Consider the following 25,363-nt stretch of genomic DNA (forward strand, 5'->3'; position numbering starts at 1 on the left):
CGTCAAATGCCGTGCGTCTGCAGCCATGCCTCGAGCAGGGCCGCCTGCCACAGCCGCGAATGTCCCTTGGGGCTCATCTCGGCTTCGGGGTTTTGCAACATGTGGTCGATCAAGTCGCGCTGGTAGAGGCCGCGTGCGCGCGCCTTCTCGTCGTTGAGAACGTCGCGGACATAGTCGAGGAACGGGCCGCGCAGATAGCGCAGCGACGGCACCGGAAAGTATCCCTTGGGACGGTCGATCACCTCCGCCGGCACGCAGCGGCGTGCCGCCTCCTTGAGAATGTGCTTGCCGCCGTTCTTCACCTTCAGCTCGGCGGGCATGCGCGCGGCGAGCTCCACCACGTCGTGATCGAGGAACGGCACGCGGGCCTCCAGCCCGAACGCCATCGTCATGTTGTCGACCCGCTTCACGGGATCGTCGACCAGCATGATCTCGGTGTCGATCTGCAGCACCTTGTCCGCCGCCGAGGCGCCGGCATGATCTCCGAAGAAGCACTCCACGAATGCCAGGCTCACGTCGTCGCCGAGCAACTCCGGCGCCAGCAGCCGCTGCAGATCCGAATGCGTCCAGTCGAAATAGACATTCTGATATTGCTGAACGGGATCGTTGGCCGAGAGGAAGCCTGGATACCAGCTGTAGCCACCGAACACCTCGTCGGCGCCCTGCCCGCTCTGCACCACCTTGACGCGCTTGGCGACCTCCGACGACAAGAGATGGAACGCGACCGCGTCGTGGCTGACCATCGGCTCAGACATGGCGGCGATGGCATCGGGCAAGGCGTCGAGCGCGCGGTTGCCGCCGATCCTGATCTGCTCGTGGTTGGTGCCGAACGTCCGTGCAATGATGTCGGAGTAGTGGAATTCATCGCCGGTGTGCTTGCCCACCGCGTCAAAGCCGATCGAGAAGGTGCGGATGTCCTCGTGTCCCAGCTTGGACAGCAGCGCGACCAGCAGCGACGAATCCAGCCCGCCTGACAACAGCACACCGACGGGCACGTCAGCGACACGGCGACGTGTCCACCGCCGACGTCATCGCGTCCAGCAATGCATCCGACCATTCTTCTTGACTCATGGCGCGATCGGTCGGACGCGGCGCGCCGACACTGAACTGCCAGTAGCGTTCGCGGCGCTGCGCTCCATCGGGCTCGATCGTCAGCAACGTCGCCGGCTCGAGCTTCTTCACGCCATTGAGGATCGTACGGGGCGCCGGAACGGCGGCGTGAAAACTGAAGAAATGATGCAGCGCCGTTCGGTCGATCGAGGTGTCGACATCACCACCGGCGAGCAGCGCCGGCAGGGACGAGGCAAAGCGGAGGAAGCCCGGCCCCTCGGTGTAGTACAGCGGCTTGATGCCGAGACGGTCGCGCGCGATCACGACGCGCCCGCTGTCGCGCTCCCACAGCGCGAAGGCGAACATGCCCTTGAAGCGCTGAACACAGGTCTTGCCCCAGGCATGATAGGCCTTGAGGATCACCTCGGTATCGCCGTCGGAGAAGAAGCGATAGCCCTTCGCCTGCAGCTCGGCGCGCAGCTCGCGGAAATTATAGATGCACCCATTGAACACGATGCCGAGGCCGAGCGCGGCATCGATCATCGGCTGCTGCGCGGCGGCTGATAGATCGAGAATGCTGAGACGACGGTGGCCGAGCGCGATTCCGCCCTGCACGTAGAGGCCGGCGGCGTCGGGACCGCGCGCCTGCATCGCATCGTTGACTCGGCCGAGCGCCGCGAGCGCGGGCTGTCCGGAAGTCCTGACTTCACCACAAATGCCGCACATCGCGGATCATCCAGTTTCTGTTGTGTTATGTGCCGCCGACAACCCTCTGTGATCGTTTGCGTTCCGCGACGAAACCGGCAGAGTCCGAGGCAAATAGCGGAACGATTTCGGCGGGTCTGGACGCGCGCGCGACCAGCACGTGATCGGGCGGAACCTCGATCCAGTCCGGCTCCTTGTCAAAAGGCTCGGAGACGGCGATCACTTGATCGCCATCTTCCCGGTAGTAGAGCGAGTTGGCGCGATCATTCTCAGCGAAGCGAAACGCGTAGAGATCGTGGCCGTTCGACAGGGCGGACGTGAAGCGCAGATGCTCACGCAGGCCGTCCTCGTTGACCAGCTGGCGGAGCGCGCGTAGCACGTTCGATGTCGCACCGATCGGGTCCTGATCGATGCCGGCGCCGACGATGGCGAGGAACACGGCTTCGGAATCGGTGGTGCCGAGCCGCGAAGGATACAGCGCGTCCGGAATCATAGCCTCGATCTTGCGGCGCAGCCTGTTCCAGCACCCGACGAAGCCGTTGTGCATGAACAGCCAGCGGCCGCAGGCAAACGGATGGCAGTTCTGACGGGTCACGGCCGTGCCGGTCGCGGCGCGCACATGCGCGAAGAACAGATGTGAATGCAGGTGCCGGCACAGATAGCGGAGATTCTCATCGGACCACGCCGGACGTGTCTCGCGATACAGGCCGGGCTCGGGATGATCGCCGTACCAACCGAGACCGAAACCATCGCCATTTGTGCCTGCGGTGGATTCCAGCGCGCGGATGCTCTGCGTCACCAGCGAGTGTTCCGGCTCGGTCACATAGTGCTCGAAGGCGGTCGTCTCACCGCGGTACGCGATCCAGCGGCACATCCTTGCCCTCCGGTTCAATCAATGAGCGCGCGGCACGCCTGCGCGTGTCACGTTCTTTCGGAGCAGGCGGAAACGCGTCAAAGCACCCCTGGTTCCCGCGCACTCAGTCACGCACGGGACGTCAGCCTGTGGGACTGGGATTGGCGTCGCCCGGCTCCGGCAACATGCCAGTGCCGGGAGTCTTGTCCTTGTCGGTCAGGTCGGGCCGCGCATGTGGGCCAGCCGAAGGCATGCTTTCCGGGCCTGGCCGCTTCGCCGCCGGAGCATCCGCGTCGCGCAGCTCCCTGCGATCTCGCGATTTGCGATCTGGGTGCTCGTGATCTTCCTCACTCATCGATTGTCCTCTCGCGCAGATCAACGAGTCAGCGCGCGAAGGCAACCTTCGTCAGCTCTTGCCGTTCCCGTCCGCACGTCCGAGATCGCCTCTCCGGGCTCCGCTTTCGCGTCGTTGCGACAGGTGCTCGATCATTGCGAGTTGTGCGTAGAGCTCAGGTCCTCGCCAATCGTCATGGCGACACCGTCATGGCGACACCGACCGTCTCGCCGCACGTTCCTCGCAGATGAAGCGACATCGCCGCACTCATGCTCACGCCTCGCCGCGCTCGCGCACCAACCGGAGCCACGCCGCCGCGGCCGGCGACAGATAGGCGCCACGACGCCAGGCCATCGCCAACGTCCATTCGGTGCCGGGCTCGTCGAGCAGGACGAGACTGATCGGCACCTGCGTGCGCTGGGTCGCGATCATGCGCGGCAGGAAGGCGACCCCGAGACCGGCGCCGGCGAGCTCGGCAATGAAATCGATCTGCGTGCTGCGTGCAGCCACCACCGGCTCGAAGCCATTGCGGCGGCAGGCCTCGCGGAGAATACGATTGAGCGCGAAGCCGGCTTCGAACAGCACGAACGGCGTGTCGCGCAGCTCGGCGAGCGTGATCGTTTTGCGGCGGGCCAGCGAATGATTGACAGAGACGAGCGCCATCAGCGGCTCGCGGCGCACGATCTGCGCGGCAAACTCATCGGCGATGGGCGGCAGCAGGCCGGCAAAATCGATATCGCCTGCAGCCAGCAATTCGCTGAGCCGGTCGCTGCCGTGCTCCACCAGCCGGATCTCGATCTCCGGATAAAGCTGGCGGTAGAGCGCGAACAACGGCGCGAACAGCGTGCTCGACCCGATCGGCGGCAGGCCGAGGCGCAGCACGCCGCGCTTCAGGCCGCGCAGTTCGGCGAGCTCTGCCTGCAGGTCGTCACGCTCCGCCAGCAGCCGGATCGCGCGGCGATAGACGATCTCGCCGGCCGCGGTCATGCGGCTCTTGTGGCCGAGCCGGTCCAGAAGGGGTAGGCCGAGCTCGTCCTCGAGCTGCTTGACGGCCTTGCTGACGGTCGACTGGGTCGCAAACACCACCTTGGCAGCCTGCGAGAAGCCGCCTTGGCGGACGACCTCGACGAAGGTCCTGAGGGTTCGAAGTTCCATAATCAGGCTCAGTATTCGATTTTCGACTTGATATCATTCATTCAATTCGCTTTCTACATGTTGCGATGCGGCATACCTTGATCGCGCAATCACTTACGGACGCCGCCACATGGTGCATCGCAGCATTTCCATTGGGGTTCATCGCCTGCTCCGCCGCAACCGGCTGGTGCAGATCGGTCTGCTCGGCCTGTTCTGGGCTGCCGGCGAGGCGCTGGCCCGGGCGACCGGCCTGCCGCTGCCAGGCGGCATCATCGGAATGGCGCTGGCGCTTACTCTGGTCCTGGCAGGCGGATTGAAGGTCGCCAGCATCAAGCGCGGCGCAAATTGGATGCTGGCCGAGATGCTGCTGTTCTTCGTGCCGGCGGTGCTGGCGCTGCTCGACCATCGCGAGCTGTTCGGCCTGCTCGGCCTGAAGATCTTCGCCTTGATCGTCGTCAGCACCACCGCCGTGATGTGCGTGACCGCGCTCACCGTCGACCTCTGCTACCGTTGGACCGAGCGTCATGACCCTCGCCGCGCTGTGGCGTGAGCCGCTGATCCAGGCGGCGGTCTGGTCGCTCGCGACGATCCTGCTCTATCTGCTGGCGAAGCGCATGCACCGGCGCTGGCCGCGCTGGTGGCTGATGCCGCTCGCGGTGGCGCCCGCGCTGCTGATGATCGCGGCGCTCGCGCTCAACGTCTCCTATCGCGACTACATCCGCGGCACGCATTGGCTGGTGGCGCTGCTCGGCCCGGCCACCGTCGCCTTCGCCGTGCCGATCTATGAGCAACGCGCGCTGATCCGCCGCCGCTGGCCGCTGCTGTTGGCCGGCATGGTCGCGGGCAGCCTCACCGCCGTGGCGACCAGTTGGGCACTGGCCTATGTCCTCGGCATCGATGGCGAGCTGCGTCTGAGCCTGTTGCCGCGCTCGATGAGCACGCCGTTCGCGATGGAAGTCTCAGGCGAGATCGGCGGCATCCCCGATCTCACCGCCGTGTTCGTCGTGCTCACCGGCATCATCGGCGCCGCCGTCGGCGACGTCGTGCTGGCGCGGCTGCCACTGCGCTCGACGCTCGCCAGAGGCGCGCTGTTCGGCGTCGGCGCGCATGGTGCGGGCACCGCGCGCGCCCACCAGATCGGGCGCGAGGAAGGCGCGATCGCCGGCCTCGTGATGGTGCTGGTCGGGCTGATGAACGTGGCGCTGGCGCCGCTCATCATTCAGTTCATGCGGTAGCGTTCTCAGCGTCACGCGAGCGAGGCGATCCAGTTGCTGATCTCGGCCTGCCGGACCCCGTCATTCGCGACGTCCTGGTCGAGCCCGAGCCGCCACAGAATGTCGCGCCGGGCGCGGTCGTGATGCAGGGTGGCGAGATCGGCTGCGTAGCGCTCGAGCTCCGCCGGATCGACGAAGAAGCCCTCCTCGACCAGCGGCTGGCCGATGCGGCGAATCACCCAGGCAACGTCCTGCAGGCTGAATTCCGGATGATATTGGACGCCCCAGAACCGGCCGTGGCCGCTGCGGATCTCCGCGGCCTGCACCTCGCTCATGGCATTGTGCGCGGTGACCGTCGCATCCGACGGCAGCCGGGTGACGATGTCGCTGTGAATCGCCGGTGCATCGAACACGGCGCCCCGCGCCGCATGCATCGGGTGATCGCGGCCCGCCTCCGTCAGCGTGATCTTGCGCGCAAAGCCGACCTCGCGGCCGGCCGGATTGAGCGACACCTCGCCGCCGGCCGCCACGGTTGCGAGCTGGAGTCCCCAGCATGAGCCGAACATCGGCACGCCCCGCGCGAAGATCGTCCGCACCAGCTCGATCTGGCGCAGCGCTTCCGGCTCGCGCTGATAGATGTTGAGCGCTGATCCCGTGATGACGATGCCCTGATAGGCCTCGATCGGCTGCGGCAGGCGCGCATCGGCATCGGCGGGTGCGGCGATGTCGATCACCGCGTCCGGCGCCAGCGCGCGCAGCACGGCCGCGTAGCTCTCCGACGGCGTGGCGCCGGCGACCTCGGCCCAGCGGCGCCGGCCGTCCAGCGAGTTGCCTTCGAGCACGAGCAGTCTCAGCACTCGTCAATCCTCCGCCCGCCCGATCAGGGCTCCAGCACGCCGCGCAGGAATCGAGCGCTCCGCTCGCGCACCTCCGGCCGGTTCAGGATCGTGTGCACGTCGGCATCGATCACCATCACCTCCGCCTTCGCATCGTCCTTGAGCGCGGCGGCGCAGGATCCGGTGACGGGGCGGTCCTTGTTCCAGGGATTGGCAGCCGAGAAATACGGATCGCGCGCCGAGATCGCGTTCAGCACCGGCTCCTTTGGGCCGATGCCGAGCCTGGGCGCGGTGACGAAGTAGTTGTCCTCGCACGACCACGAATAGATCAGCCGCGCCGCCACATCCTTGCCGGCGTAGCGGCCGACCGCCACCGCGCCCTCGCTGGTGCCTGCCAGCACGATCCGCAGCCGGTCCACCCAGCTCCAATCGCGCGACGCCTTCAGCGCGTTCTCCAGTTCGGCCAGCCGCAAGGCGTGGACGCGCTCATAGATCGCGACGTCGACCGGCGAGGCGTAGGTCAGCCGGTCGGGAATCGCGAGGCTGTCGGGCGCCACCGACGCCACGCCGAGCTCGTCGGCGAGCCAGGCCTGGAACTCCTTGACCGCCGGCGCGACGCCGCTCGACCCGTGCATCACGATCACGAGCGGCGCGATCCCGATCACGTCGGGCGCGTCCTCCGCATGCCCCTCCCAGCGCCGGCCGCCGACGAGCGCCGCCGGCAACACCACATGGGCCAGGCTCCAGGTCAGCGCGAGATTCGCCGACGACGGCTCCAGCACCGTGCCCCTGGTCTCGCCGGGCGTGTCGGCCGCGAGGCAAGCGGTCACGAGCAGCAGGGCGGCAGCCACCGACAGGACACGCGCCACGAACATGATCGATCCGTCCTCCTGCGAGGCGAGCACAGCGAGCCTGGCGCGCACCGTCCGTTTCAATCACGGCATCGGGCTGCGGACAAGCAAGGTGCGACGGACAGAGCATGCAGGGCACGCATGCGGTGACGCGATCAGCGCGCGCGCAGCCGCCGGCGCTGGGCGCGTGGCGTGTCCATCGACCGGACGTGATGGCGAGGCGTGGCCGCAGCGCAGAAGATCGCATTGGGCGCGGCGGCCGGCACGGCGGCGGCCTCGCGCGCTCCTCCGCAGCCGCTGACGACGCGAAGCCGCGGCGCAACCGGCGACATGTCCCGCAAGCTCTCCTGCCGTACGCTCCCATCGCTCGGGATCTCCACGGGAGAGAGAGCCAACAGCGTCGCCCGCAAGCCGCGAAGGATGGCGGCCATTGCGCGCAACGGCCGCGCCCAGCGAAACCGCCGGGCCGACCGCTTGGCGCGGCCCTCGGCGCGCTTGGCTCGCCCGGCTCCGCTGCCGCGCCGGCCGCGCTGACTGGACGCGGATCCCTCTTCATCGACCTGCAGCATCGGCCGGAACGACAGTTCCGAGGGACCAGCCGCGATCAACAACTTGCGCATGCGTCTCACCTTGATCTCGTGACGGCCAACCCGGCGGCCGCGTTCGTCGAGACCATCGCGCAAGGACGGTGACCGCAAGCTGTTGCCCGATGTCAGCGACATGTCAGCTCCGCCGCCGGCGGTATCGTCGCCGGAAGCGAGTCATGGCTCACATTCTCTCTCCCAGCCGCGCCATCACCAGATCGAGCACGTCGGCCTCGTCGAACGCCGCCGCGGTGAGCGCCGCGCCCGCCGCGATCAGTTCGTCGTGACCAAGGTTGGTGCGCATGCCGACGGTCGCGATGCCGGCCGCCGTCGCCGCCGCGATGCCGGCGCGGGAATCCTCGAAGGCGACCGACCTTTCCGGCACGGCATCGATCGCACGCAGGCCTTCCAGATAGGGCAGCGGGTGCGGCTTGCCGTGCGGCAACTCGTCGCCGATGATCACGGCGCGAAACCGGTCCATCAGCCCGAGCCCGTGCAGGATCAGCTCGGCATTGGCCCGCGGCGCGTTGGTCACGGCCACCACCGGAATCGCCGCCGCCGCGGCCCGATCGAGCAGCGCCGTCAGGCCCGGCAGCGGCTGCACCGCGCCGGCGGCGAGGCTGCGAAACACCTCCTCCTTCTGCGCCATGACCGCCGCGCGCCGCTCGGGCGCCTCATCCGGCAGAAATTGGGCGGAGATCGACAAATTGGATCGGCCGAGCAGTTCGCGGGCCGCCCGCGCGCGGTCGAACACGTGGCCATACGGCCCAAACACCGCGTTGAAGGCCTGCAGATGCAGCGCATCGGTGTCGGCGAGCGTGCCGTCGATGTCGAACAGCAAAGCCCGCCCCTTATTGATAACGCCTCGCATCAGCAAATTGACCTCAACTCATCCGGATGTTGACGCGATCTGATCCAACTCTCGACCATTCCGCCTGTCGTTATTCCCCAAACGGCGTGAAACCGCGACGGGGGAAATTGCGATGATCGGCCAGTTGAGCGCATTGCCTGTTTTGACACCGTCGAGGCTCGGAGCGGCCGCCGCGCTGGTCTCAGTCATCTGGATTGCCGCACCCGGCGCCGCGCAGGCCGGATCCGCCAACGGCGACATGGTCAACGGCCAGTACTGCAACGATCTCTGCAAGGCCTATATGGCCTGGTCCAACCGCATGCTGGCCGTCACCCAGCCGGCGTCCTATTCGCGGCCGCAGGTGCGGGTCGCGGTGCCGCAGAGCATGACGCCCAAGAAGATGGACAAGGCCGAGAAGCCGGACCGGATGGCGCAGCACGGACCGAAGCCGCATCGGCCCGCCAACCTGAACTCCTTCGCCCAACTGCCCTCCGGCAGCCAGGCCACGCAGTCTTCGATGGAGCCGCCGCCGAGCGACCTCGCCGCGTCCGACGCGCCGGCGACAGGTCGGCTGTTCGCCGCCGACCCGCTGCCCCACTCCGCCATCGCCGACATGCGCCGCGCGACCGACGCCGCCGGCCTGCGGCTGGTGTCGATGACCGAGCCCGTCACGGTCGGCGAGGCCGGCGGCAGCCCGCGCTCGAAGATGCCCTCGATCTGGATCATGCTCGCGGCAGCCGCGCTGCTGGCCTATTTCGGGCACGGCTGGCTCAAGCGCCGCAACGGCGCGTCGCACCACCTCAACTGAGACGGCAGGAACTGCGACGTCAGGTCGCCCGCGCAACGCCGCGGGAACCATTCCGGACAAATTGACCACCTGCCCTCGTCTGCGACCGGAGCTTCGGTTGAACTCGCAGCGCCGCGGCTCTATGCGTGGGCGATGAACATCGCCCTCACCGCTCCACCGCTGAGTTCCTGGCCGCGCCATCACGCGGACCTCAAGCCTGCGCCGTTCCTGCCGATGAGCCGCAAGGAGATGGACGCGCTCGGCTGGGACGCGTGCGACATCGTGCTGGTGACCGGCGACGCCTATGTCGACCATCCTTCGTTCGGCATGGCGATCATCGGCCGGCTGCTCGAGGCCCAGGGCTTTCGCGTCGGCATCATCTCCCAGCCCGATTGGCACTCCGCCGAGCCGTTCAAGGTGCTCGGCAAACCGCGCGTGTTCTTCGGCGTCACCGGCGGCAACATGGACTCCATGGTCAACCGCTACACCGCCGACCGCCGCATCCGCAGCGACGACGCCTATACGCCCAACGGCGAAGGCGGCAGGCGGCCGGACCGCTGCACGCTGGTCTATGCGCAGCGCTGCCGCGAGGCGTTCAAGGACGTGCCCGTCGTGCTCGGCGGCATCGAGGCGTCGCTGCGCCGCATCGCGCATTACGACTACTGGTCCGACAAGGTGCGCCGCTCGGTGCTGGCCGACGCAAAGGCCGACATCCTGATCTACGGCAATGCCGAACGCGCCGTGATCGAGGTCGCGCATCGGATCGCCGGCGGCGAAGCGCCGAAGGACATCCGGTCGGTGCGCGGCACCGCGCTGTTCCGCAAAGTGCCCGAGGGCTTTGTCGAGCTGCATGCCGACGATCTCGACTCCGCCGACGAAGGCGCTGCGCGCGAGAAGGGCGACGTCGTGGTCCGGCTGCCGTCCTGCGAGCAGGTCGAGGCCGACAAGGAAGCCTATGCCCGCGCCTCGCGCGTGCTGCACCGAGAGAGCAATCCGGGCAATGCGCGTCCCCTGGTGCAGCGTCATGGCGACCGCGACCTCTGGCTCAACCCGCCGCCGATCCCGCTGACCATGGCGGAGATGGATAGCGTCTACGATCTGCCCTATGCCCGCGCGCCGCATCCGTCCTATGGCGACGCCAAGATCCCGGCCTGGGACATGATCAAGTTCTCGGTGACGATCATGCGCGGCTGCTTCGGCGGCTGCACCTTCTGCTCGATCACCGAGCATGAGGGCCGCATCATCCAGAGCCGTTCGGAAGGCTCGATCCTGCAGGAAATCGAGCGCATCAGGGACAAGACGCCGGGCTTCACCGGCGTGATCTCCGACATCGGCGGCCCGACCGCCAACATGTACCGGATGGCCTGCAAGGACCCCAAGGTCGAAGCCGCCTGCCGCCGGCCGAGCTGCGTGTTTCCGGAGATCTGTCCGAACCTCAACACCTCGCATGACGATCTCATCCGGCTCTATCGCAAGGTGCGCGAGGTCAAGGGCATCAAGCGCGTGATGGTCGCCTCCGGCGTGCGCTACGATCTCGCGGTCGAGAGCCCGGCCTACATCAAGGAGCTGGTCACGCATCACGTCGGCGGCTATCTGAAGATCGCGCCGGAGCATACCGAGCGCGGCCCGCTCGACAAGATGATGAAGCCGGGCATCGGCAGCTATGACCGCTTCAAGCAGATGTTCGACGCCGCCGCCAAGGAGGCCGGCAAGAAGTACTACCTGATCCCGTATTTCATCGCCGCCCATCCCGGCACGTCAGACGAGGACATGATGAACCTCGCGCTGTGGCTCAAGCGCAACCGCTACCGCGCCGATCAGGTCCAGACCTTCCTGCCGTCGCCGATGGCCACGGCGACCGCGATGTACCACACCGGTGTCAACCCGCTGCGCGGCGTGCGTCACGGCGGTAGTGACAAGGTCGAAGCCATCAAGGGCCTGCGGCAGCGAAGGCTGCACAAGGCATTCCTGCGCTATCACGACCCCGATAATTGGCCGGTGCTGCGCGATGCGCTCAGGGCGATGGGCCGCGCCGATCTGATCGGCTCGCGTCCCGAGCAATTGGTCCCCGCGCATCAGCCGCCGGGCACCGGCAAGGCCGCAACGACACGGCGGCCGGTGCGCCCGGAGCAGCGACCGCAGCGTTTCACGACGAAGGGTGTGCGGATCAGGAAGTAGTCCGCGCTGGACGACCTCCGATCTCGGCGTCAAAGGCAAGCCCGCGCCCCACACTCCCCCGTCGTCCCGGACGAGCGCGCATCGCGCGCGAAGATCCGGGATCCATAACCACAGGGAGACGTGTTGGGCACATCCTGAGCCGCCAGCGTGCCTCACACATCCGCCGGTGGTGATGGGTCCCGGCTCAAGGCCGGGACGACACTGAGTGTGTCGCATGGCCGTTCCACCTCACAGTCGTGATGAGCATCGTGAGCGCGACGTATCTACGCCCACGCACCACATCCACTACACGATTTTTCCAAACAGCACGCCGCAGCCCCGCGGCGCAGATCGCGCCCAGGTCATGCTGCCGACATCGCCCTCGAGAAACGAGAGGGCGCGGGGAAGACCGGACCTCGACTGAGGTCCGTGGCCCGCCTGCGGAAAAAAATGCAGGCGGCAGGTACCACGGTTCAGCCGGACGACCCGGCCTTCCCCGCGCGCTGGTTTTAACGGCTGCTTCGCGATCTCCCTGGGGACCGGGCTGTCTTGCCCCCATCACCGGCGAGATGCTCGTGGCACCATCAACCGGCTTGACCTCAGCATCGGGAGGCCAGGACCACGCGACTTGACCGTACGTCCCAGGCCTGCTCGCCGGCCCCGCAAATGCAGAGCCCCAAGCCCGACACGTCCACCGCTTCCCGCTTGCTACGCTCCGTGACGATCGGCCGAAACGCCCCTCTTCATCGCGAGCGGGATGCCCGGAAACATCGTTCTGATTTGCCCGACGATGCAAGCCGAACAGCGTGCGACAAACTGGCTCGACGGGCAATTTGCGCATGACGGGGATGCGGGAATTGCCCGTCGGGCCGACGCCGACAAGAAGGAGCAAGAATCTAATTAATCTGAGGAGAACTCTCCCACGAGTTGCCAACGTATTCATTGTTGTTCTCAGACAAAAACCACCCACCATCGTTCAGGCGACGGCACACGTTGTAACTGAACTTGCACCCCCAAACGTAAACACCGCCACCCCCTGTGATGCCATCCATTCTGAACATCGAATAGCCTGATTGATTGCGCTCGAATGAGCACTTGCGAAACATGATCTGCTCGACCTCGCCAAAGAAGCTACACAGATCAAACTCACGATTGTCAGCAAACACGCAACCAGTAAACGTAATGTTCTGGCTGTTGGAAATCTTGAGAATTCCGTAGGAGCAATCCCGAACCGTCGTATTGTCAACATCAACGTCAGCACAATTCTCAAACTCAAAGCCATATGTCCCTGATCCGTACAAATCGCAATTTCTGACCTTCACTCCATTGCAATTCACAAATCTCAGAACACCACCTTGACAGTACCCAGCGCTGACATGACCTAAGGTAAGGTCAGTTATCGCGATGTTTCTGCAGTTCTCGAAAGTAATAACCCAAGAGTATTGCGGCTCGACCAGAAGCGCGGCATCATCACCTTCAATCTCGAAATGCTCCACCCCGGCGATGACAAGCTCCTTGCCATCGAAAACGCTGTTCCACCTCACGTTTTCGGTAGCAAGCGGAAAGCCATCGTTTAAAAGAAGTTCGACGCTACTTACGTGGACTATACGGTGAGACGAGACACTTTGGATTAGGGCTCTAACTGTCTCAATCGAAATGGGCGGCGACTGCTGTGCCGATCGAACAGGGTTGACAGGCTTGTAAGTCAGGCGCACCGGCTCGGACATTTGACTTGCGTCGAAGAATAGCTGGACGTCGACAAACGTCGCTTTCCGCAGCTCGTCCCGAAGAACCTCAATACTAGAAATGTCCAGCGTCCACCCGAGTGTATCGGATTCATTGCTCATAACACCTACCCCCATGGTCAAGGTGCCTTGAAATGACAGATGCAAAGGCTTCTTTCGGCGGGCCGGGCCGTTCACCGGCTGAATCTGGACCAGCCAATTGTCGCGCAATACATAAGGATGAATAGCAAAGACAGGCTTCCGCTTGAAGAACGCCTCAATATATCGCTCGGCTATCGGCTTTAGGACCCAAGTAGCAAGCGCAGTGATGACCGCAACAATCGCTGTGTTTAGGTCGACTTGCATTCCTTATTCACCTAGGATCGTAAAAGATGAGGATCATTGATCCGTTCACCAATCTGGCATGGCGACCCGATTCGTCAATCTTGGGTTGCTCCCCGAACCGCTTTATTTGCTTGCCTGCACCGTATGTTCAGCCAGCAGCGATTGCGGTGACACCGGTAGACTGCACACAATTGAACGCCAGCGCGCCGCGCACTCACCGCCGGCTCATCTACCGGTGGGCACGCGTCGCCTCAAGGCAGCACTGTACCCAACTAGCCAGAGCCTAAGGCATCTCCCCAGCTCAAGCCGCCGTGGCTTGTTCACCGTCTCGATGCGATCGAGAATCTTGCCGAGATCGCGCCTCGCGATCTGGCGTCGTAGTCGGTCTGCAGATTGAGCCAGAGCTCCGGCGATGTATCGATGAATATGCATTGAATGCACCGATCGTCGTTCGGAAAAAGCGGCTTGCGCCGCCCGATCTCGGCGTGTAGACGGCGCCTGTCGCGAAAAGCGGTCGTTGCCTACGGCCGAGTACAAGCCGTCCATCTGCCTTTTGGCATGGACCGGCCCAGCGTCTCCCACACATCGATCGCCTGACAGATCGTCAGGCTCCAGCGAGCGGTCGCGCGTGTTTGCGCCATCGGCTCGCGTGGACCGGAGCGCGCCATGACCAGGGCTGTTGCCGTCATCTATCTCACCATCGTGCTCGATGCCGCCGGCATCGGGCTGATCTTTCCGATCCTGCCGTCACTGCTGCACGACGTGACGCGCACCGACAACGTGGCGTCCTCTCTCGGCGTCATGACGGCGCTCTACGCCGCGATCCAGTTCATCTGCGCGCCGGTGCTGGGCTCGCTGAGCGATCGGCTCGGCCGGCGCCCGCTGCTGCTGGTCTCGCTGGCCGGAGCCACAGTCAACTACCTGTTCCTGGCCTTTGCACCCGATCTCTGGATGCTCCTGCTCGGCCGTGCCATCGCCGGCGCCACCAGCGCAAATGTCTCGGTGGCCGCGGCCTACATCACCGACATCTCGCGCGACGAGGAACGGGCCCACCGCTTCGGCCTCCTCAATGCGATGTTCGGCATGGGATTCATCATCGGGCCCGTGCTCGGCGGCGCGCTCGGCGACCATTGGCTGCGGCTGCCGTTCGTCGTGGCGGCGGCCTTGAACGGATGCAACGTTCTGCTGGCGTTGCTGATGCTGCCGGAATCGCGACCACCGGACCGTAGCAAGATCGAGATCGCAGTTCTGAACCCGCTGCGGCCACTGCGCTGGGTGTTCGCCGTCAAGAGCCTGTTGCCGGTCGTTCTCCTGTTCTTCCTGTTCAGCGCGACCGGCGAGGCCTATGGCGTCTGCTGGGCGCTGTGGGGCGGCGACACCTTCCACTGGAGCGGTCTTTGGATCGGGCTGTCGCTCGGCGCCTTCGGGGTGTGCCAGACGCTGGCCCAGGCCTTCCTGCCCGGCCCGGCCGTGAGATTGCTGGCCGAGCGCGGCGCCATCCTGACCGGGGTCGCCTGTGTCTGCACGGCCCTCACCGCCATGGCGTTCGTCAACCGGAGCTGGATGGTCTTTGGCGCCATGCCGCTGTTCGCGCTCGGCGGCATGGGCATGCCGGCCCTGCAGTCGATCGCCACCCGGCAGGTGGACGAGGATTTGCAGGGGCAACTCCAGGGCGTGCTCGCCTCCACGGTCAGCCTCGCATCGATCGTTGCGCCGCTCGGCTTCTCGAGCCTGTACTTCGTCGTCAGGGACGATTGGCCCGGGGCGATCTGGCTGTCGGTCGTCGCCATCTACGCGATCGCCGTTCCCATCGTTCTCACGCTGCGCCCAGCCAAGCCGGCGGCTGTGCCCTGATGTATCGGAACGATCGCCGTCGCCGTCCGTTGGACCCGATGCCTCAGATCGAACTTGTAAAGCCGCTCTCTCGCGCGATGCAGATCTATCTCCGCGTGGCCGGACACGATCTCGACCAGGGAACGCGACGCGCCCTCGCGCGGCATATCCGCGGGCTGGCCGAACAAGGCGTGCATGATCCCGGCCGGCTGACCGTCTGCGGCCTCAGCTATCTGCGCAAGCTCGACCGCCAACGCGGCCGCGAACGATTCTGATAACGATCCTGATCAAGGCACGCCGCCCGTGCTAGCAGCTCGAGTCCCCACCGGCCCAGCGATAGATGCGGCTGCTCAGGGGGCCTGCTCCCATCGGGTTGCTAACCTTGATGGTCACGCGGGATCCAGAGCCGGATTTTTCGATGCGCGCCGCGACGAAGTAGTTCATCCGGATCCCATAGCTGCCGGCGACCAGGCGAAACTCCGCGAAGCCGCGGTCGCGGTGCAGTTCGCCTTCGGCTTCGATCTGTCCCTGGGCCGGGTTGCCTGGACTGAAGACCGGGACGGGCGGATTGCAGCGCTTGCCGGTCTCGATCAAGCGGCGGTAGATTTCCTCGTAGCTTTCGGAAAAGCTTCTGCTATCGGCAACGTCGCGCGAATTCAGGCCCTCCGGCGACGTCGCACATCCACCGAGCAGCGCCATGGCAGCCGCCGTCAGCGCCGCACGCAAAGCGAACTTCATTCCCATGAACCGTCCCCCAGCGCCCAACGATCGCCTCGCCCCGAGTGATCACCGTCGTCTTCACGCTACCTGAAGGATACGCGAGTTCCCGTGAACCATGCAATATGCGACGCGTCCAGACTTGGTGCTTTTGCCCCGGAGATGTCTTGACATGGCGGTCGGAGACTGAGGTTGAGGTCAACCCGCCAGCAGCGATCGTCGTCTATCGGTAGGAGCCGAACGCGGGGACCATCCGCATCGTTTGCGCGTGAGCGAAATCAGCGGCGCACCAGTTGGCTCCGATGATGGGCCGGCATTCGGAACGATCGCCGCCGGCTTCCGTTGACTTCGATGCCTCGGATCGAACTTGCCAAGCCGCTCTCGCGAGCGATGCAGATCTATCGCCGCATGGCCAGACACGATCTGGACCAGGCGACGCGGCGCGCGCCGGCGCGGCACATGCGCGGGATGGCCGATCAGGGCGTGGATGATCCCGGCCGGCTGACCGTCTGCGGTTTGAGCTATTTGCGTCAACTCAACCGACAACGCGACCGCGAGCGATCCTGACCTGTCGCGTCGGACACATGGCGATTGATCGTGAGCGGACCGCACCTCCGATCCGCCCGATCGCTTGGCTACATCACGCCTTTCAGTTCAGGCGAGTGCGACGGAGATGGCCGGGGCAAGCGCGGCCATGACGACGATGAAATGGCGGGCATGACTTAGATCGACTACGCGATGACCTTCTCGCGCCCAATCGATCCTCTGCTGGTAGCGACCGCCTCAGTTCGCACTGATCGCGTGCAGATGCATCGCGAGCATCATCGGATCGTGGTGCGGCTCGGCGGAATAGGACGCATAGGCCGTTGCGTGGTCATGGTTCGCGCCGGCATCGGTGCCATTCAGCGCAGCAGCATCGGCCTGGGCATTCGCCAGCACCTGCGCGGCGCCGGCGGCATCACCCAGCTTGGTGAGGCTGGCGGCCGTCTCGGCGGCCACGGCGGAGGCGATCGCGACGGCCTGCTGCGGCGTCTGCACCGGTGCGGCGACCCCGGCGGCGTGCGGGATCTGGGCGAGCAGCGCCTGCGTGTCGGGGGTCGAGATATTGTAGCCGAGCGTCTCCAGCACCACGAGATCGATCGGCGACAGTGTCTGCGACGTGGTCGGATTGTAGAACTCGTTCAAGGGATCGCGGGCGCCCTGGATGCCGGTGTTGAGGAAGTCGGCCGGGTCCGACATCTGGCCGTAATCGGCGATCTTGGTGAGCCCGCCGTCGAGCGAGAAATAGGCCGGCGGCGCCGAGCTGATGCTGTTGTTGATCAGATGCTGCCCCGGCTTGGTGAAGTCGAACAGGTCGAAGATGTCGAGATTGCCCGGCGACGGCACCCGTCCCAGCGCATGCGACAGTTCGTGCAGCGCGACGCCGACCAGCGACTGCGTCGGGATGTCGGTGTTGAAGACGGCGAAGCCGTCCTCCGTCGTCGTGCTGTTTGGATCGATGAGCCCGAGCACCTTGGCCTGGGCGTTGGCGACGAACACCTGGGAATGGCCCTGCACTGCCCGCCCCGTCGGCAGGTTGTCGAACACCGTGTCGCCGGCCACCGCGTGGTCCTGCAGATCGGTTCGGAGCTGCGCGTAGCTGGCGAGGACGCCATTGGAGACATTGGCGCCGGCGCCGCCGCCGGTGCCGGCGAAATCGATCGCGAGGTTGACCGTGGCCTGATCGGTGATCGCCGAGGACAGGATCGCCGCAGCCTGCTCGACGCCGGCGCGGAAGCTTTCGGGCGCGGCAGCAGCGGCGGCATCGAAGGTGAGGTTGAAGGTGAGACCGCCGGTGTGAACCGAGACGGTCTCGGAGCCGTCGGCATGCACCACCGGATCCGACACCGCGCCGGGCGGCAGCACGACAGGCGGGGCGGCCGCAGCCGTATTGGTGGTCGCGTTCTTCGCCGCCGCGGCCGGATCGGGCATCATGAGGCCATCTGAGCTCAGCCCGAGCTGGTCATAGGTCAGCGTGTTCATCAGACGGACTCCTTGATCATGGCCCCCGCGTCTCCAGCTGCGAGGCGTTCGCAGGCTGCGACCATCATCGGCAAGTGAGTGAAAAGTCTGACGCTGCCGGACCCACTTCGGGGCAGCCGCGCCACGGTTTGGATGCGGCCGGACGGGCCCGCCATGCTCCTGCCGCGCTGGTCTCGCGCGACGAATGACGGCAATCTGCGGCAGGCGTCCGCGATGGATGCAGCCAACATCATTCAGATCGAGAGCCTCCCATGAAGATGCGCCCGCTCGGCCGTTCCGGCCTCAACGTTCCGCCCCTCTGCTTCGGCTGCAACGTGTTCGGCTGGACGGTGGACGAGGCGGCCTCGTTCCGCCTGCTCGACAAGGTGCTGGAGTCCGGGATCAACTTCCTCGACACGGCGGACGTCTATTCGCGCTGGGTGCCCGGCCACAGCGGCGGCGAGTCCGAGACCATCATCGGCAAGTGGATGAAGCTGCGCGGCAACCGCGATCGCATCATCCTCGCCACCAAGGTCGGCATGGACATGGGCGACGGCAAGGTCGGGCTGAAGGCCGACTACATCGCGCGCGCGGTGGAGGACAGCCTGCGCCGGCTGCAGACCGACGTCATCGATCTCTATCAGTCGCACAAGGACGACGAGACGACGCCGCAGGAGGAGACGCTGGCGGCCTATGACAGGCTGATCAAGGCCGGCAAGGTGCGCGTGATCGGCGCCTCGAACTTCTCGGCCGAGCGGCTGCAGGCCGCGCTCGAGCTGTCGGCGAAGAGCGGCTTGCCGCGCTATGAGAGCCTGCAGCCGGAATACAGCCTCGCCGAGCGCGCATCCTACGAAGGCGCGCTGCAACGCGTCTGCGAGAACTACGGCGTCGGCGTCATCACCTTCTTCTCGCTGGCCGCCGGCTTCCTCACCGGCAAGTATCGCTCGGAGGCCGATTTCGGCAAGAGCCCGCGCGGACAGCGCGGCATCCCGAAATACATGAACGAGCGCGGCATGCGCATCCTCGCCGCGCTGGACGCGGTCGCAAGGGAGACCGGAGCGCAGCAGGCCTCGATCGCGCTGGCGTGGCTGCTGGCGAAGCCGTCGGTGACGGCGCCGATCGCCAGCGCCACCAGGCCCGAGCACGTCGACACCCTGGTGGCGGCGACGCAGCTCGCGCTGACCGCGGATCAGGTCGCGCGGCTCGACGCGGCCAGCGCGTGAGCGCCGGCGCGCGGCGCCATCATTCAGCGCCGAGCATGCGACGTTTCGACACGCACGCAGTGCGATCGTTCTCCGCCGAACACGGCCTGTGATCGAGGATTCGGCGCGCTCAGCGCCGGTCCTCGATCGCGGCACTTGATCACGCTGCTCCTGCACCGCATTTTCAGCACAGCCGTGAAGCGGGCCGGGCGACTTTGCAGCATCTCGCGGATCGCCACCTCACGGCCAAACTTCGGCCGGGATCGAACTGCTAAGTCCACTGTCAATTTAGAATGTATCGAGGAAGCGTTCGGTGAATCGTGTCGCGCGCGTAGCTGTTGGCGCATTCGTATTTGCACTTGTTCTGTCATCCGTCGTGGCGCTGGCTGGTAGCGCCCGGGCGCAGCAATTGCCGCAGCGCCCGCCGGCCGGCGGCGCCGTCGGTACGCTGCCGGACCGCGAGGCTCTGAACTCCGGCACCGTCACCGTGATCACCGCGCCGATCGGCGGGCCGATGTCGGTCATGGGCTCCGACATGGCCGCGGTGCTCGACGAGGGCGAGAGCCTGCGCGTGCTGCCGATCCTCGGCAGGGGCTCGGCGCAGAACCTCATCGACATCATCATGTTGAAGAACATCGACATGGGCTTCGTCACCACCGACGCGCTGGAATTCGTGAAGACGGAATACAACATTCCAGACATTGCCCAGCGCGTGCGCTACATCGCGCAGCTCTTCCACAACGACGTCCACATCGTCGCGCGGCGCGAGATCCGCTCGCTGGAGGATCTCAATGGACGGCGGGTGTTCGCCGAGCGCTCGATCGGCCTGCCGGCGGCGCGCACGATCTTCCGCCGGCTCGGCATCCGCGCCGACATCGACTCCCAGACTGATCCGACCGGCGGGCTGCAGAAGCTGATCGACGGCCAGGGCGATGCCTGGATCGCCTCGGTGTCGAAGGACGCGCCGATCATCAAGGGCATCAAGAACGAGGGCGGCCGGCTGCATCTCCTGACGATCCCCTATGACCACGCGCTGCAGGACATCTATCTGCCGTCGTCGTTCTCGTCCGAGGAATATCCGAACCTGGTGCCGCCCGGCACCAAGGTCGAGACCGTCGCCGCCTCGACCGTGCTGATGGTCTACAATTGGCCGGAGAACAGCGAGCGCTATCGCCGCACGGCGCGGTTCGTCGACGCGCTGTTCGGCAAGATCCAGGTGCTGCAATCGCCGCCGCGGCATCCGAAATGGCGCGACACCGTGCTGTCGGCGCCGGTGCAGGGCCTGGTCCGCTTCAAGGCGGCGCAGGAATGGCTCGACGGCGCCCGCACGATGCAGTCGCCGGGCCAGGATGCCAACCCGGCCGAATTCCGCAAGTTTCTCGACGAGCGCAAGGCGCAGGCGCGGATGTCGCCGGACGAGGCCGCGAGACTCTACAGCGACTTCCTGAAGTGGCAGCGGAGCAGGGAGCCGCGCTGAGCGCGGGCCGCGCGAGGCTCGCGAGGTCGGGGCGCGGAATCGTTAAACGGAGCGCGGCGGCGGCGCGGCCTTCTCGGCTGTGCGGCGGACCGCCGGGATTGCCGCCTCGGCCGCCGCCGGTGCACCGCCCGGCTGAGGCGCGGCAGGCGCGAAGCTGAGCTCGACCGTGGTGCCGCCACCTGGCGTCTCACGCAACGCCACGCGGCCGTGATGCGTCGCCATGACCTGCGACACGATCGAGAGCCCGAGCCCCATGCCGTCGCCATGGGCGCGGCCGCGCTCGAACGGCTGCAGCAGGCGCTCGGGCTGATCGGCCTGCAGGCCCGGCCCCGAATCGATCACGCTCAGGCGCGCCGACGCGTCGACCTCGACGAGAATCGGACCGCCGGCGCCGGCATGCATGACGGCGTTCCTGATCAGGTTGGAGAGCGCGACCGCCAACGCGGGCTCCGAGCCGAGGATCGAGACCGGCGCATCGCATCCGGCGAAGCCGATCTCGAGGCCGGCCTTCAGCGCCATCGGCACATGCTCGGCCGTGACGCGCCGGGCCAGCGCCACCAGATCGATCTCGGTCAGCTCGACCGGCTCCATCGAAATGCGCGCCAGTTGCAGCAGCATGGTGACGATCGACGACAGCTTCTGGTTCTCGCCGACGAGACGTGCCCGCAAGCCAGCATCCGGGATTGCCTCGAGCATGGTCCGCGCATTGGTCAGCGGCGTCCGCAGCTCATGCGCCGCGTTGGACAGGAAGTTGCGCTGCGCCTCCGCGGCATGATCGATGCGCGACAGGGCGCGATTGAACGCGGTGACCAGCGGCAGCAATTCCGCCGGCGCGTCCCGCTCGGGCAGCCGTCGGCCGTCCGGCACGCCGTCGATCATCTCGGCCGCGCGCGCCACCGCACGAACCGGGCGCGCGATCAGCGTCGGCACGAACACCAGGGCCGCGAATACCGTCACGACCAGCACCAGGATGATTGGAAGCGCAACGACCGTCGCGTCGGTCAGCGTGCCCAGCATCAGCTGCGTCGACGTATAGGCGACGCCGCCGGTCTCGATCCAGACCTCACCGACCGGCGTATTCCGAACGGCCGTCATGCGTTTGAAATTCCGCGTCTCGCCATCGATCGCATAGGCCAGAAAGCTGGTGCCGTCCTGCGACGACAGAGGCTTGTGCGGACGCCATTTCGGAATCGGCCCGTAGCTGACCTCGCCGCTCTTGTCGGAGACGACGTACCAGAATGTCGCGAAATCCTGGATGATCTTGTCGAGACGCGACGTCTGCTTGATGAGCAGCTTGCCGCCGGCATCGCGGGATACGGCCTCCTTCAGCGCATCGGCGACGTCGGCGGCGCCCCATGTGCCGTCATCGTCGCCGCCGAACCGGATCAGCAAGGCGGCCGCGCAGATCAGCATGATGGTGGTGACCACCCCGATCAGCGTCGCCGAGAGCAACGTGATCGAGCGGCGGATACGGCTGAGCTTCTGCCACCTCACCTGCGTCACTCGCCGCTGAGGAGATAGCCGAGGCCGCGCACCGGCCTGATGGCGGCCTTGCAATTGGCCTCGCGCAGCCGGCGGCGCAACCGCGAGACGTGGGCCTCGATGGCATTCGACTGGATCTCGTCCTCAAAGCCGTAGGCCGCGGCTTCGAGCGTCTCGCGCAGGACCACCCGCCCGCTGCGGCGGACCAGCGCCTCAAGGATTGCCAGCTCGCGCCGCGGCACCACGATGGGCACGTCCTCGACGCAGACGGCGCGATTGACGATGTCGTAGCTCAGATTGGCGATGGAGACCGTCGCGCCGCGGTCGAGAAACAGCCGGCGCAGCACCGCCCTCGCCCGTGCCACCAGCTCGATCGGCTCGAACGGCTTGGCGACGTAGTCGTCGGCGCCTTCGTCGAGCGCACGCGCGATGTCGGCGGGGTCATCGAGCGCGGTCAGCACGACCGTCGCCGGGCTCGGCTTCTGCTGCCGCAGATCCGGCAACAGCGCGAGCCCGTCGCCGTCCGGGAGGCCGCGGTCGATCACCACGAGCTCAAAATTGCGCACGGCGATCGCCGCACGCCCTTCGTCGAGCGTCGTGACGATGTCCGACGAGCCGAACGCCGTCGCGAGCGCATCCCGCAGCCAGATCCCCAGCTGGGGGTCATCCTCAACGACCAGAACGCGCACGCGATTCTCCCGCATCATCGACAATCGGCTGTTCCTATCATTACGGAGGGATTACAATAGGATTACGTCGGCGGTGTTCTGATACTTTTGTTTGATCGCGCAAGCGAAGTTGACTCGTTCTGCCAGCGCCGATCGCGCGCAGCTCATATACTCCACGCTGCTGGCGGGCACTGGCCCTATCGCGACATCTCCGATTGCAAGCTGAACCGCTTCTCGGCTGGCGCGATTGCGGTCGTATGACGTGCCCCGCCGCGATGATCCGTTTTTCCATCGGCCGGCAAGCCGGCGGCGTCAGCCTTTCGTAATCGTCTTGGCCGAGACTGGCACACTCAAACAAACGCCGAGGATTCGCTCGCATGGAGCCTGCCGCATGATCGACCGGACACACCGGACGGTCCGCCCCCAATTATCGGCCGCGGCCGCTCACCGAACGTCCCGTTCGACGCACCATTTTTGATGCACACCGGCATGTTCCACGAGTTTGCGTTCTCGACCGTCGCTGAACGGTCGGACAGCCATCCGGCAGCCTGGCGCATTCCATTCCTGCGCTGGCTGGACGGCATCGAGGCCGGCTGGGCGGTGCCGCTGCTGCTGACCTGCTTCGTGGCCGTGTGGACGGCCTATCTCTCGATCGCCTATGCCGGCGCCGGCCTGCATCCCGACGTTCTCGAGACCTGGACATTCGGACGGCAGTTCGCCTGGGGCTACGACAAGCATCCGCCGCTGATGGGCTGGATCGCCGGCGCCTGGACCGCCGTCTTCCCTCTCTCCGACTGGTCATTCCACCTGATGGCGATGACCAATGCGGCGCTGGCGCTGTGGTGCGTCGATCTCGTCTCGCGCCGTTTCGTCACTGGGGACAAGCGGGTGATCGTGCTGCTGCTGCTGATGCTGACGCCGGCCTATCAGTTTCACGCACAGCGCTTCAACGCCAACTCGGTGCAGCTCGCGACGTGGCCGCTCGCCACCTACTGCTTCCTGCGCGCGTTCGAAACGCGAACGCTGCCCTGGGCAGCCGCCGCGGGCCTGACGGCCGCGCTCGCACTGCTCGGCAAGTACTACTCGATCTTTCTGGTGATGAGCTTCGCATTCGCCGCCATGGCGCATCCGCAGCGACGCGCCTATTTCACATCGGCATCGCCGTGGATCTCCGGCGTCGTGGGCCTCGCCGCACTGTCGATGCATCTCGACTGGCTCGTCGCCAACGATGCGGCCCCCATTCAGTACGCGCTGCTGCACGCCAGGTCCAACCTGTCTACGTCGTTACGGGATTCCCTGTTCTTCCTGCTGGGGCTCGCGGCCGCGATGGCCGTGCCGGCCGCGACCTGGCTGATCGTCGCCGGCGCCAGGATCAGGTCTTTCTCCACGGAGATGGCCACGCTGAACGACGGCCTCCGGCTGTTGTCATATATCGCCATCGGCACGCTCGGCCTGCCCGTCATCAACGCGCTGGTCATGGGCACCGACCTGCCGTCGCTATGGGCGCTGCAGGGACTGTTCTTGTTCGTCGTGGTCGTCGTCTGCGCCACCAGCTATCCGATCGCGCGCTTTCATACCGTCAACATCGCGGTGCTGACGGCCGGGATCGCCGTCCTGGCTGCGATCGTTGCGGCGCCGCTCCACGCCTTCTATCGCAACAAGCACGGCTATGAGGAAGGTCGTACCTTCTACCAGCAGACCGCACGGGAAGCGACGCGACAATGGCGGGAGTTGACGGGGAAGCCGCTCGAGCATGTCGGCGGCACCGAGAGCCTTGCGCTCGCAACCACCTTCTACAGTGCCGATCATCCCGCTTACGGTCTGCCCACCACAGCCCACCAGACCGGTGCGGACTCTGGCAGCGGAGGCTGGATTTCGCTGTGCTTCCGCGACCAGGCGGATTGCATCGGCGCCGCGGAAGCGGCGGCCGCCGGATCCGGCAACTACGTCAAGCGCGAGTTCGCGGTGCAGGCCCGGCTGCTCGGCTGGACGGGATGCACACGAACGGTGGTGGCATTCCTGGTGACACGGCCGAAGGAACCGTAGGTCGAGGCAACGCTGGACGCGGCAGCCTCGTCAGCGGATCCGAACATTCGGATCAAGGACAAGGTCCCGCGTCGGCGGGACCTTGCGCTTGGGCGGCGGTCTCAGTCGTTGTCCCAGGATCCGTCGGAATAGCCGTCCCGGTAGCCGGACACATAGCCGTCGCCATAGTTGCCGTATTCCGCGTCGTACTCATAGACGCGGTGACGACGATAGACGACCCGCGGCGGCGGATAATCCTCGTAGCTGTAGACATAGGTGGGCGCGGAACGGGCGGTTGCCGCAGACCCGATCAGGGCTCCGATCGCCAGACCTCCGACGACGCCGGCCGCCACCGCCGCTCCGCGGTTGCCACCGGCATTGGCCGGCGTCGCGATCGTGCCTGCGATGGTCGAGGCCACGATCATAAGCGCGCAAATTCGTTTCATTGGGTTCTCCTTGCGATCAGCTCAGCCGTCGCTGCGGGAGACTCGCGGCCGCGGCTTACCGTATCATTACAGACGCAAGACGATGCGA

At 65.9% G+C, this 25,363-nt stretch carries 22 protein-coding genes and 1 pseudogene; 10 read left to right on the forward strand and 13 right to left on the reverse strand.

Annotated features, from left to right (window positions below; translation table 11 throughout):
* Positions 1 to 2 precede the first annotated feature (2 nt).
* The 3 genes and pseudogenes from QX121_RS16675 to QX121_RS16685 form a co-directional block, all read right to left on the reverse strand.
* A pseudogene (locus QX121_RS16675) lies at positions 3 to 1,776 on the reverse strand (N-acetylglutaminylglutamine amidotransferase).
* 25 nt (positions 1,777 to 1,801) lie between these two features.
* Complete coding sequence (locus QX121_RS16680) at positions 1,802 to 2,629, reverse strand: class II glutamine amidotransferase (RefSeq protein WP_315783864.1); 828 nt, start codon at positions 2,627 to 2,629, stop codon at positions 1,802 to 1,804.
* Between the two features lie 586 nt (positions 2,630 to 3,215).
* The gene (locus tag QX121_RS16685) at positions 3,216 to 4,097 is read right to left on the reverse strand and encodes a LysR family transcriptional regulator (RefSeq protein ID WP_315734888.1); all 882 of its coding nucleotides are present in this window, start codon (positions 4,095 to 4,097) and stop codon (positions 3,216 to 3,218) included.
* A 109-nt stretch (positions 4,098 to 4,206) separates the two neighbouring features.
* Between QX121_RS16685 and QX121_RS16690 the strand changes: the two genes are divergently transcribed.
* Positions 4,207 to 4,626: a CidA/LrgA family protein gene (locus QX121_RS16690; protein WP_315812519.1), complete on the forward strand. Its 420-nt coding sequence runs from the start codon at positions 4,207 to 4,209 to the stop codon at positions 4,624 to 4,626.
* Complete coding sequence (locus QX121_RS16695; RefSeq protein WP_315812520.1) at positions 4,601 to 5,311, forward strand: LrgB family protein; 711 nt, start codon at positions 4,601 to 4,603, stop codon at positions 5,309 to 5,311. Before QX121_RS16690 ends, QX121_RS16695 begins: the two co-directional genes overlap by 26 nt.
* An 11-nt stretch (positions 5,312 to 5,322) precedes the next feature.
* Here the strand turns inward: QX121_RS16695 and QX121_RS16700 are convergent, their stop codons facing one another.
* The 4 genes from QX121_RS16700 to QX121_RS16715 all read right to left on the reverse strand — a co-directional run bounded on the left by QX121_RS16700 (position 5,323) and on the right by QX121_RS16715 (position 8,438).
* Positions 5,323 to 6,147 (reverse strand): type 1 glutamine amidotransferase, encoded by an 825-nt coding sequence (locus QX121_RS16700; RefSeq protein ID WP_315812521.1) that lies wholly within the window; start codon positions 6,145 to 6,147, stop codon positions 5,323 to 5,325.
* A gap of 23 nt (positions 6,148 to 6,170) precedes the next feature.
* Positions 6,171 to 7,001, reverse strand: coding sequence for a hypothetical protein (locus tag QX121_RS16705; RefSeq protein WP_315812580.1), 831 nt, complete (start codon positions 6,999 to 7,001; stop codon positions 6,171 to 6,173).
* Positions 7,002 to 7,132: 131 nt separating this feature from the next.
* Positions 7,133 to 7,699 (reverse strand): hypothetical protein, encoded by a 567-nt coding sequence (locus QX121_RS16710; protein WP_315812522.1) that lies wholly within the window; start codon positions 7,697 to 7,699, stop codon positions 7,133 to 7,135.
* A gap of 46 nt (positions 7,700 to 7,745) precedes the next feature.
* Positions 7,746 to 8,438: an HAD-IA family hydrolase gene (locus QX121_RS16715; RefSeq protein ID WP_315812523.1), complete on the reverse strand. Its 693-nt coding sequence runs from the start codon at positions 8,436 to 8,438 to the stop codon at positions 7,746 to 7,748.
* A gap of 106 nt (positions 8,439 to 8,544) precedes the next feature.
* On the opposite strand from QX121_RS16715, the gene QX121_RS16720 reads away from it, so the two are divergent.
* On the forward strand, positions 8,545 to 9,219 hold the full coding sequence (locus QX121_RS16720) for a hypothetical protein (RefSeq protein ID WP_315812524.1): 675 nt from the start codon (positions 8,545 to 8,547) through the stop codon (positions 9,217 to 9,219).
* 132 nt (positions 9,220 to 9,351) lie between these two features.
* Positions 9,352 to 11,376, forward strand: a complete 2,025-nt coding sequence (locus QX121_RS16725; protein WP_315812525.1) for a YgiQ family radical SAM protein — start codon at positions 9,352 to 9,354, stop codon at positions 11,374 to 11,376.
* An 875-nt stretch (positions 11,377 to 12,251) separates the two neighbouring features.
* On the opposite strand, the gene QX121_RS16730 is transcribed toward QX121_RS16725, so the two are convergent.
* Entirely contained in the window at positions 12,252 to 13,445 is a 1,194-nt protein-coding gene (locus QX121_RS16730; RefSeq protein ID WP_315812526.1) for a right-handed parallel beta-helix repeat-containing protein, read from the reverse strand.
* A gap of 645 nt (positions 13,446 to 14,090) precedes the next feature.
* Here QX121_RS16730 and QX121_RS16735 point away from each other — a divergent pair.
* The gene (locus QX121_RS16735) at positions 14,091 to 15,278 is read left to right on the forward strand and encodes a TCR/Tet family MFS transporter (protein ID WP_315812527.1); all 1,188 of its coding nucleotides are present in this window, start codon (positions 14,091 to 14,093) and stop codon (positions 15,276 to 15,278) included.
* Complete coding sequence (locus QX121_RS16740; RefSeq protein ID WP_315812528.1) at positions 15,278 to 15,532, forward strand: hypothetical protein; 255 nt, start codon at positions 15,278 to 15,280, stop codon at positions 15,530 to 15,532. The genes QX121_RS16735 and QX121_RS16740 overlap by 1 nt, the downstream gene beginning before the upstream one ends.
* Positions 15,533 to 15,563: 31 nt before the next feature.
* On the opposite strand, the gene QX121_RS16745 is transcribed toward QX121_RS16740, so the two are convergent.
* Positions 15,564 to 15,956: a hypothetical protein gene (locus QX121_RS16745; RefSeq protein WP_315734901.1), complete on the reverse strand. Its 393-nt coding sequence runs from the start codon at positions 15,954 to 15,956 to the stop codon at positions 15,564 to 15,566.
* Between the two features lie 369 nt (positions 15,957 to 16,325).
* Between QX121_RS16745 and QX121_RS16750 the strand changes: the two genes are divergently transcribed.
* Positions 16,326 to 16,541, forward strand: a complete 216-nt coding sequence (locus QX121_RS16750; protein WP_315773672.1) for a hypothetical protein — start codon at positions 16,326 to 16,328, stop codon at positions 16,539 to 16,541.
* A 216-nt stretch (positions 16,542 to 16,757) separates the two neighbouring features.
* Here QX121_RS16750 and QX121_RS16755 read toward each other — a convergent pair whose 3' ends face one another.
* The gene (locus tag QX121_RS16755) at positions 16,758 to 17,996 is read right to left on the reverse strand and encodes an NF038122 family metalloprotease (protein WP_315812529.1); all 1,239 of its coding nucleotides are present in this window, start codon (positions 17,994 to 17,996) and stop codon (positions 16,758 to 16,760) included.
* 251 nt (positions 17,997 to 18,247) lie between these two features.
* Between QX121_RS16755 and QX121_RS16760 the strand changes: the two genes are divergently transcribed.
* Complete coding sequence (locus QX121_RS16760; protein ID WP_315783885.1) at positions 18,248 to 19,198, forward strand: aldo/keto reductase; 951 nt, start codon at positions 18,248 to 18,250, stop codon at positions 19,196 to 19,198.
* Positions 19,199 to 19,490: 292 nt separating this feature from the next.
* Positions 19,491 to 20,654 carry a hypothetical protein gene (locus tag QX121_RS16765; protein WP_315812530.1) on the forward strand — a complete coding sequence of 388 codons (1,164 nt, stop codon included), beginning with the start codon at positions 19,491 to 19,493 and terminating at the stop codon, positions 20,652 to 20,654.
* 42 nt (positions 20,655 to 20,696) lie between these two features.
* Here the strand turns inward: QX121_RS16765 and QX121_RS16770 are convergent, their stop codons facing one another.
* Together QX121_RS16770 and QX121_RS16775 are read right to left on the reverse strand one after the other, a co-directional pair.
* A complete protein-coding gene (locus tag QX121_RS16770; protein WP_315812531.1) occupies positions 20,697 to 22,148 on the reverse strand; it encodes a HAMP domain-containing sensor histidine kinase in 1,452 nt (483 codons plus the stop codon).
* 5 nt (positions 22,149 to 22,153) lie between these two features.
* Entirely contained in the window at positions 22,154 to 22,825 is a 672-nt protein-coding gene (locus QX121_RS16775) for a response regulator transcription factor (protein ID WP_315734907.1), read from the reverse strand.
* Positions 22,826 to 23,293: 468 nt separating this feature from the next.
* Between QX121_RS16775 and QX121_RS16780 the strand changes: the two genes are divergently transcribed.
* The gene (locus QX121_RS16780; protein ID WP_315812532.1) at positions 23,294 to 24,850 is read left to right on the forward strand and encodes a glycosyltransferase family 39 protein; all 1,557 of its coding nucleotides are present in this window, start codon (positions 23,294 to 23,296) and stop codon (positions 24,848 to 24,850) included.
* Positions 24,851 to 24,951: 101 nt separating this feature from the next.
* On the opposite strand, the gene QX121_RS16785 is transcribed toward QX121_RS16780, so the two are convergent.
* On the reverse strand, positions 24,952 to 25,275 hold the full coding sequence (locus QX121_RS16785) for a hypothetical protein (protein ID WP_315812533.1): 324 nt from the start codon (positions 25,273 to 25,275) through the stop codon (positions 24,952 to 24,954).
* Positions 25,276 to 25,363: the final 88 nt, after the last annotated feature.

The organism is Bradyrhizobium sp. SZCCHNR2028 (genome assembly GCF_032380995.1).
Classification (GTDB): domain Bacteria; phylum Pseudomonadota; class Alphaproteobacteria; order Rhizobiales; family Xanthobacteraceae; genus Bradyrhizobium.

Excerpts from the sequence above, each read along its gene's own strand:
- QX121_RS16745 (WP_315734901.1), bottom strand. The coding sequence starts at position 15,956 with ATGGCGCTGCTCGGTGGATGTGCGACGTCGCCGGAGGGCCTGAATTCG.
- QX121_RS16750 (WP_315773672.1), top strand. The coding sequence starts at position 16,326 with ATGCCTCGGATCGAACTTGCCAAGCCGCTCTCGCGAGCGATGCAGATC.
- QX121_RS16740 (WP_315812528.1), top strand. The coding sequence starts at position 15,278 with ATGTATCGGAACGATCGCCGTCGCCGTCCGTTGGACCCGATGCCTCAG.
- QX121_RS16690 (WP_315812519.1), top strand. The coding sequence starts at position 4,207 with ATGGTGCATCGCAGCATTTCCATTGGGGTTCATCGCCTGCTCCGCCGC.
- QX121_RS16705 (WP_315812580.1), bottom strand. The coding sequence starts at position 7,001 with ATGTTCGTGGCGCGTGTCCTGTCGGTGGCTGCCGCCCTGCTGCTCGTG.
- QX121_RS16780 (WP_315812532.1), top strand. The coding sequence starts at position 23,294 with ATGTTCCACGAGTTTGCGTTCTCGACCGTCGCTGAACGGTCGGACAGC.
- QX121_RS16685 (WP_315734888.1), bottom strand. The coding sequence starts at position 4,097 with ATGGAACTTCGAACCCTCAGGACCTTCGTCGAGGTCGTCCGCCAAGGC.
- QX121_RS16720 (WP_315812524.1), top strand. The coding sequence starts at position 8,545 with ATGATCGGCCAGTTGAGCGCATTGCCTGTTTTGACACCGTCGAGGCTC.
- QX121_RS16725 (WP_315812525.1), top strand. The coding sequence starts at position 9,352 with ATGAACATCGCCCTCACCGCTCCACCGCTGAGTTCCTGGCCGCGCCAT.
- QX121_RS16760 (WP_315783885.1), top strand. The coding sequence starts at position 18,248 with ATGAAGATGCGCCCGCTCGGCCGTTCCGGCCTCAACGTTCCGCCCCTC.
- QX121_RS16785 (WP_315812533.1), bottom strand. The coding sequence starts at position 25,275 with ATGAAACGAATTTGCGCGCTTATGATCGTGGCCTCGACCATCGCAGGC.
- QX121_RS16730 (WP_315812526.1), bottom strand. The coding sequence starts at position 13,445 with ATGCAAGTCGACCTAAACACAGCGATTGTTGCGGTCATCACTGCGCTT.
- QX121_RS16680 (WP_315783864.1), bottom strand. The coding sequence starts at position 2,629 with ATGTGCCGCTGGATCGCGTACCGCGGTGAGACGACCGCCTTCGAGCAC.
- QX121_RS16710 (WP_315812522.1), bottom strand. The coding sequence starts at position 7,699 with ATGTCGCTGACATCGGGCAACAGCTTGCGGTCACCGTCCTTGCGCGAT.
- QX121_RS16755 (WP_315812529.1), bottom strand. The coding sequence starts at position 17,996 with ATGAACACGCTGACCTATGACCAGCTCGGGCTGAGCTCAGATGGCCTC.
- QX121_RS16735 (WP_315812527.1), top strand. The coding sequence starts at position 14,091 with ATGACCAGGGCTGTTGCCGTCATCTATCTCACCATCGTGCTCGATGCC.
- QX121_RS16695 (WP_315812520.1), top strand. The coding sequence starts at position 4,601 with ATGACCCTCGCCGCGCTGTGGCGTGAGCCGCTGATCCAGGCGGCGGTC.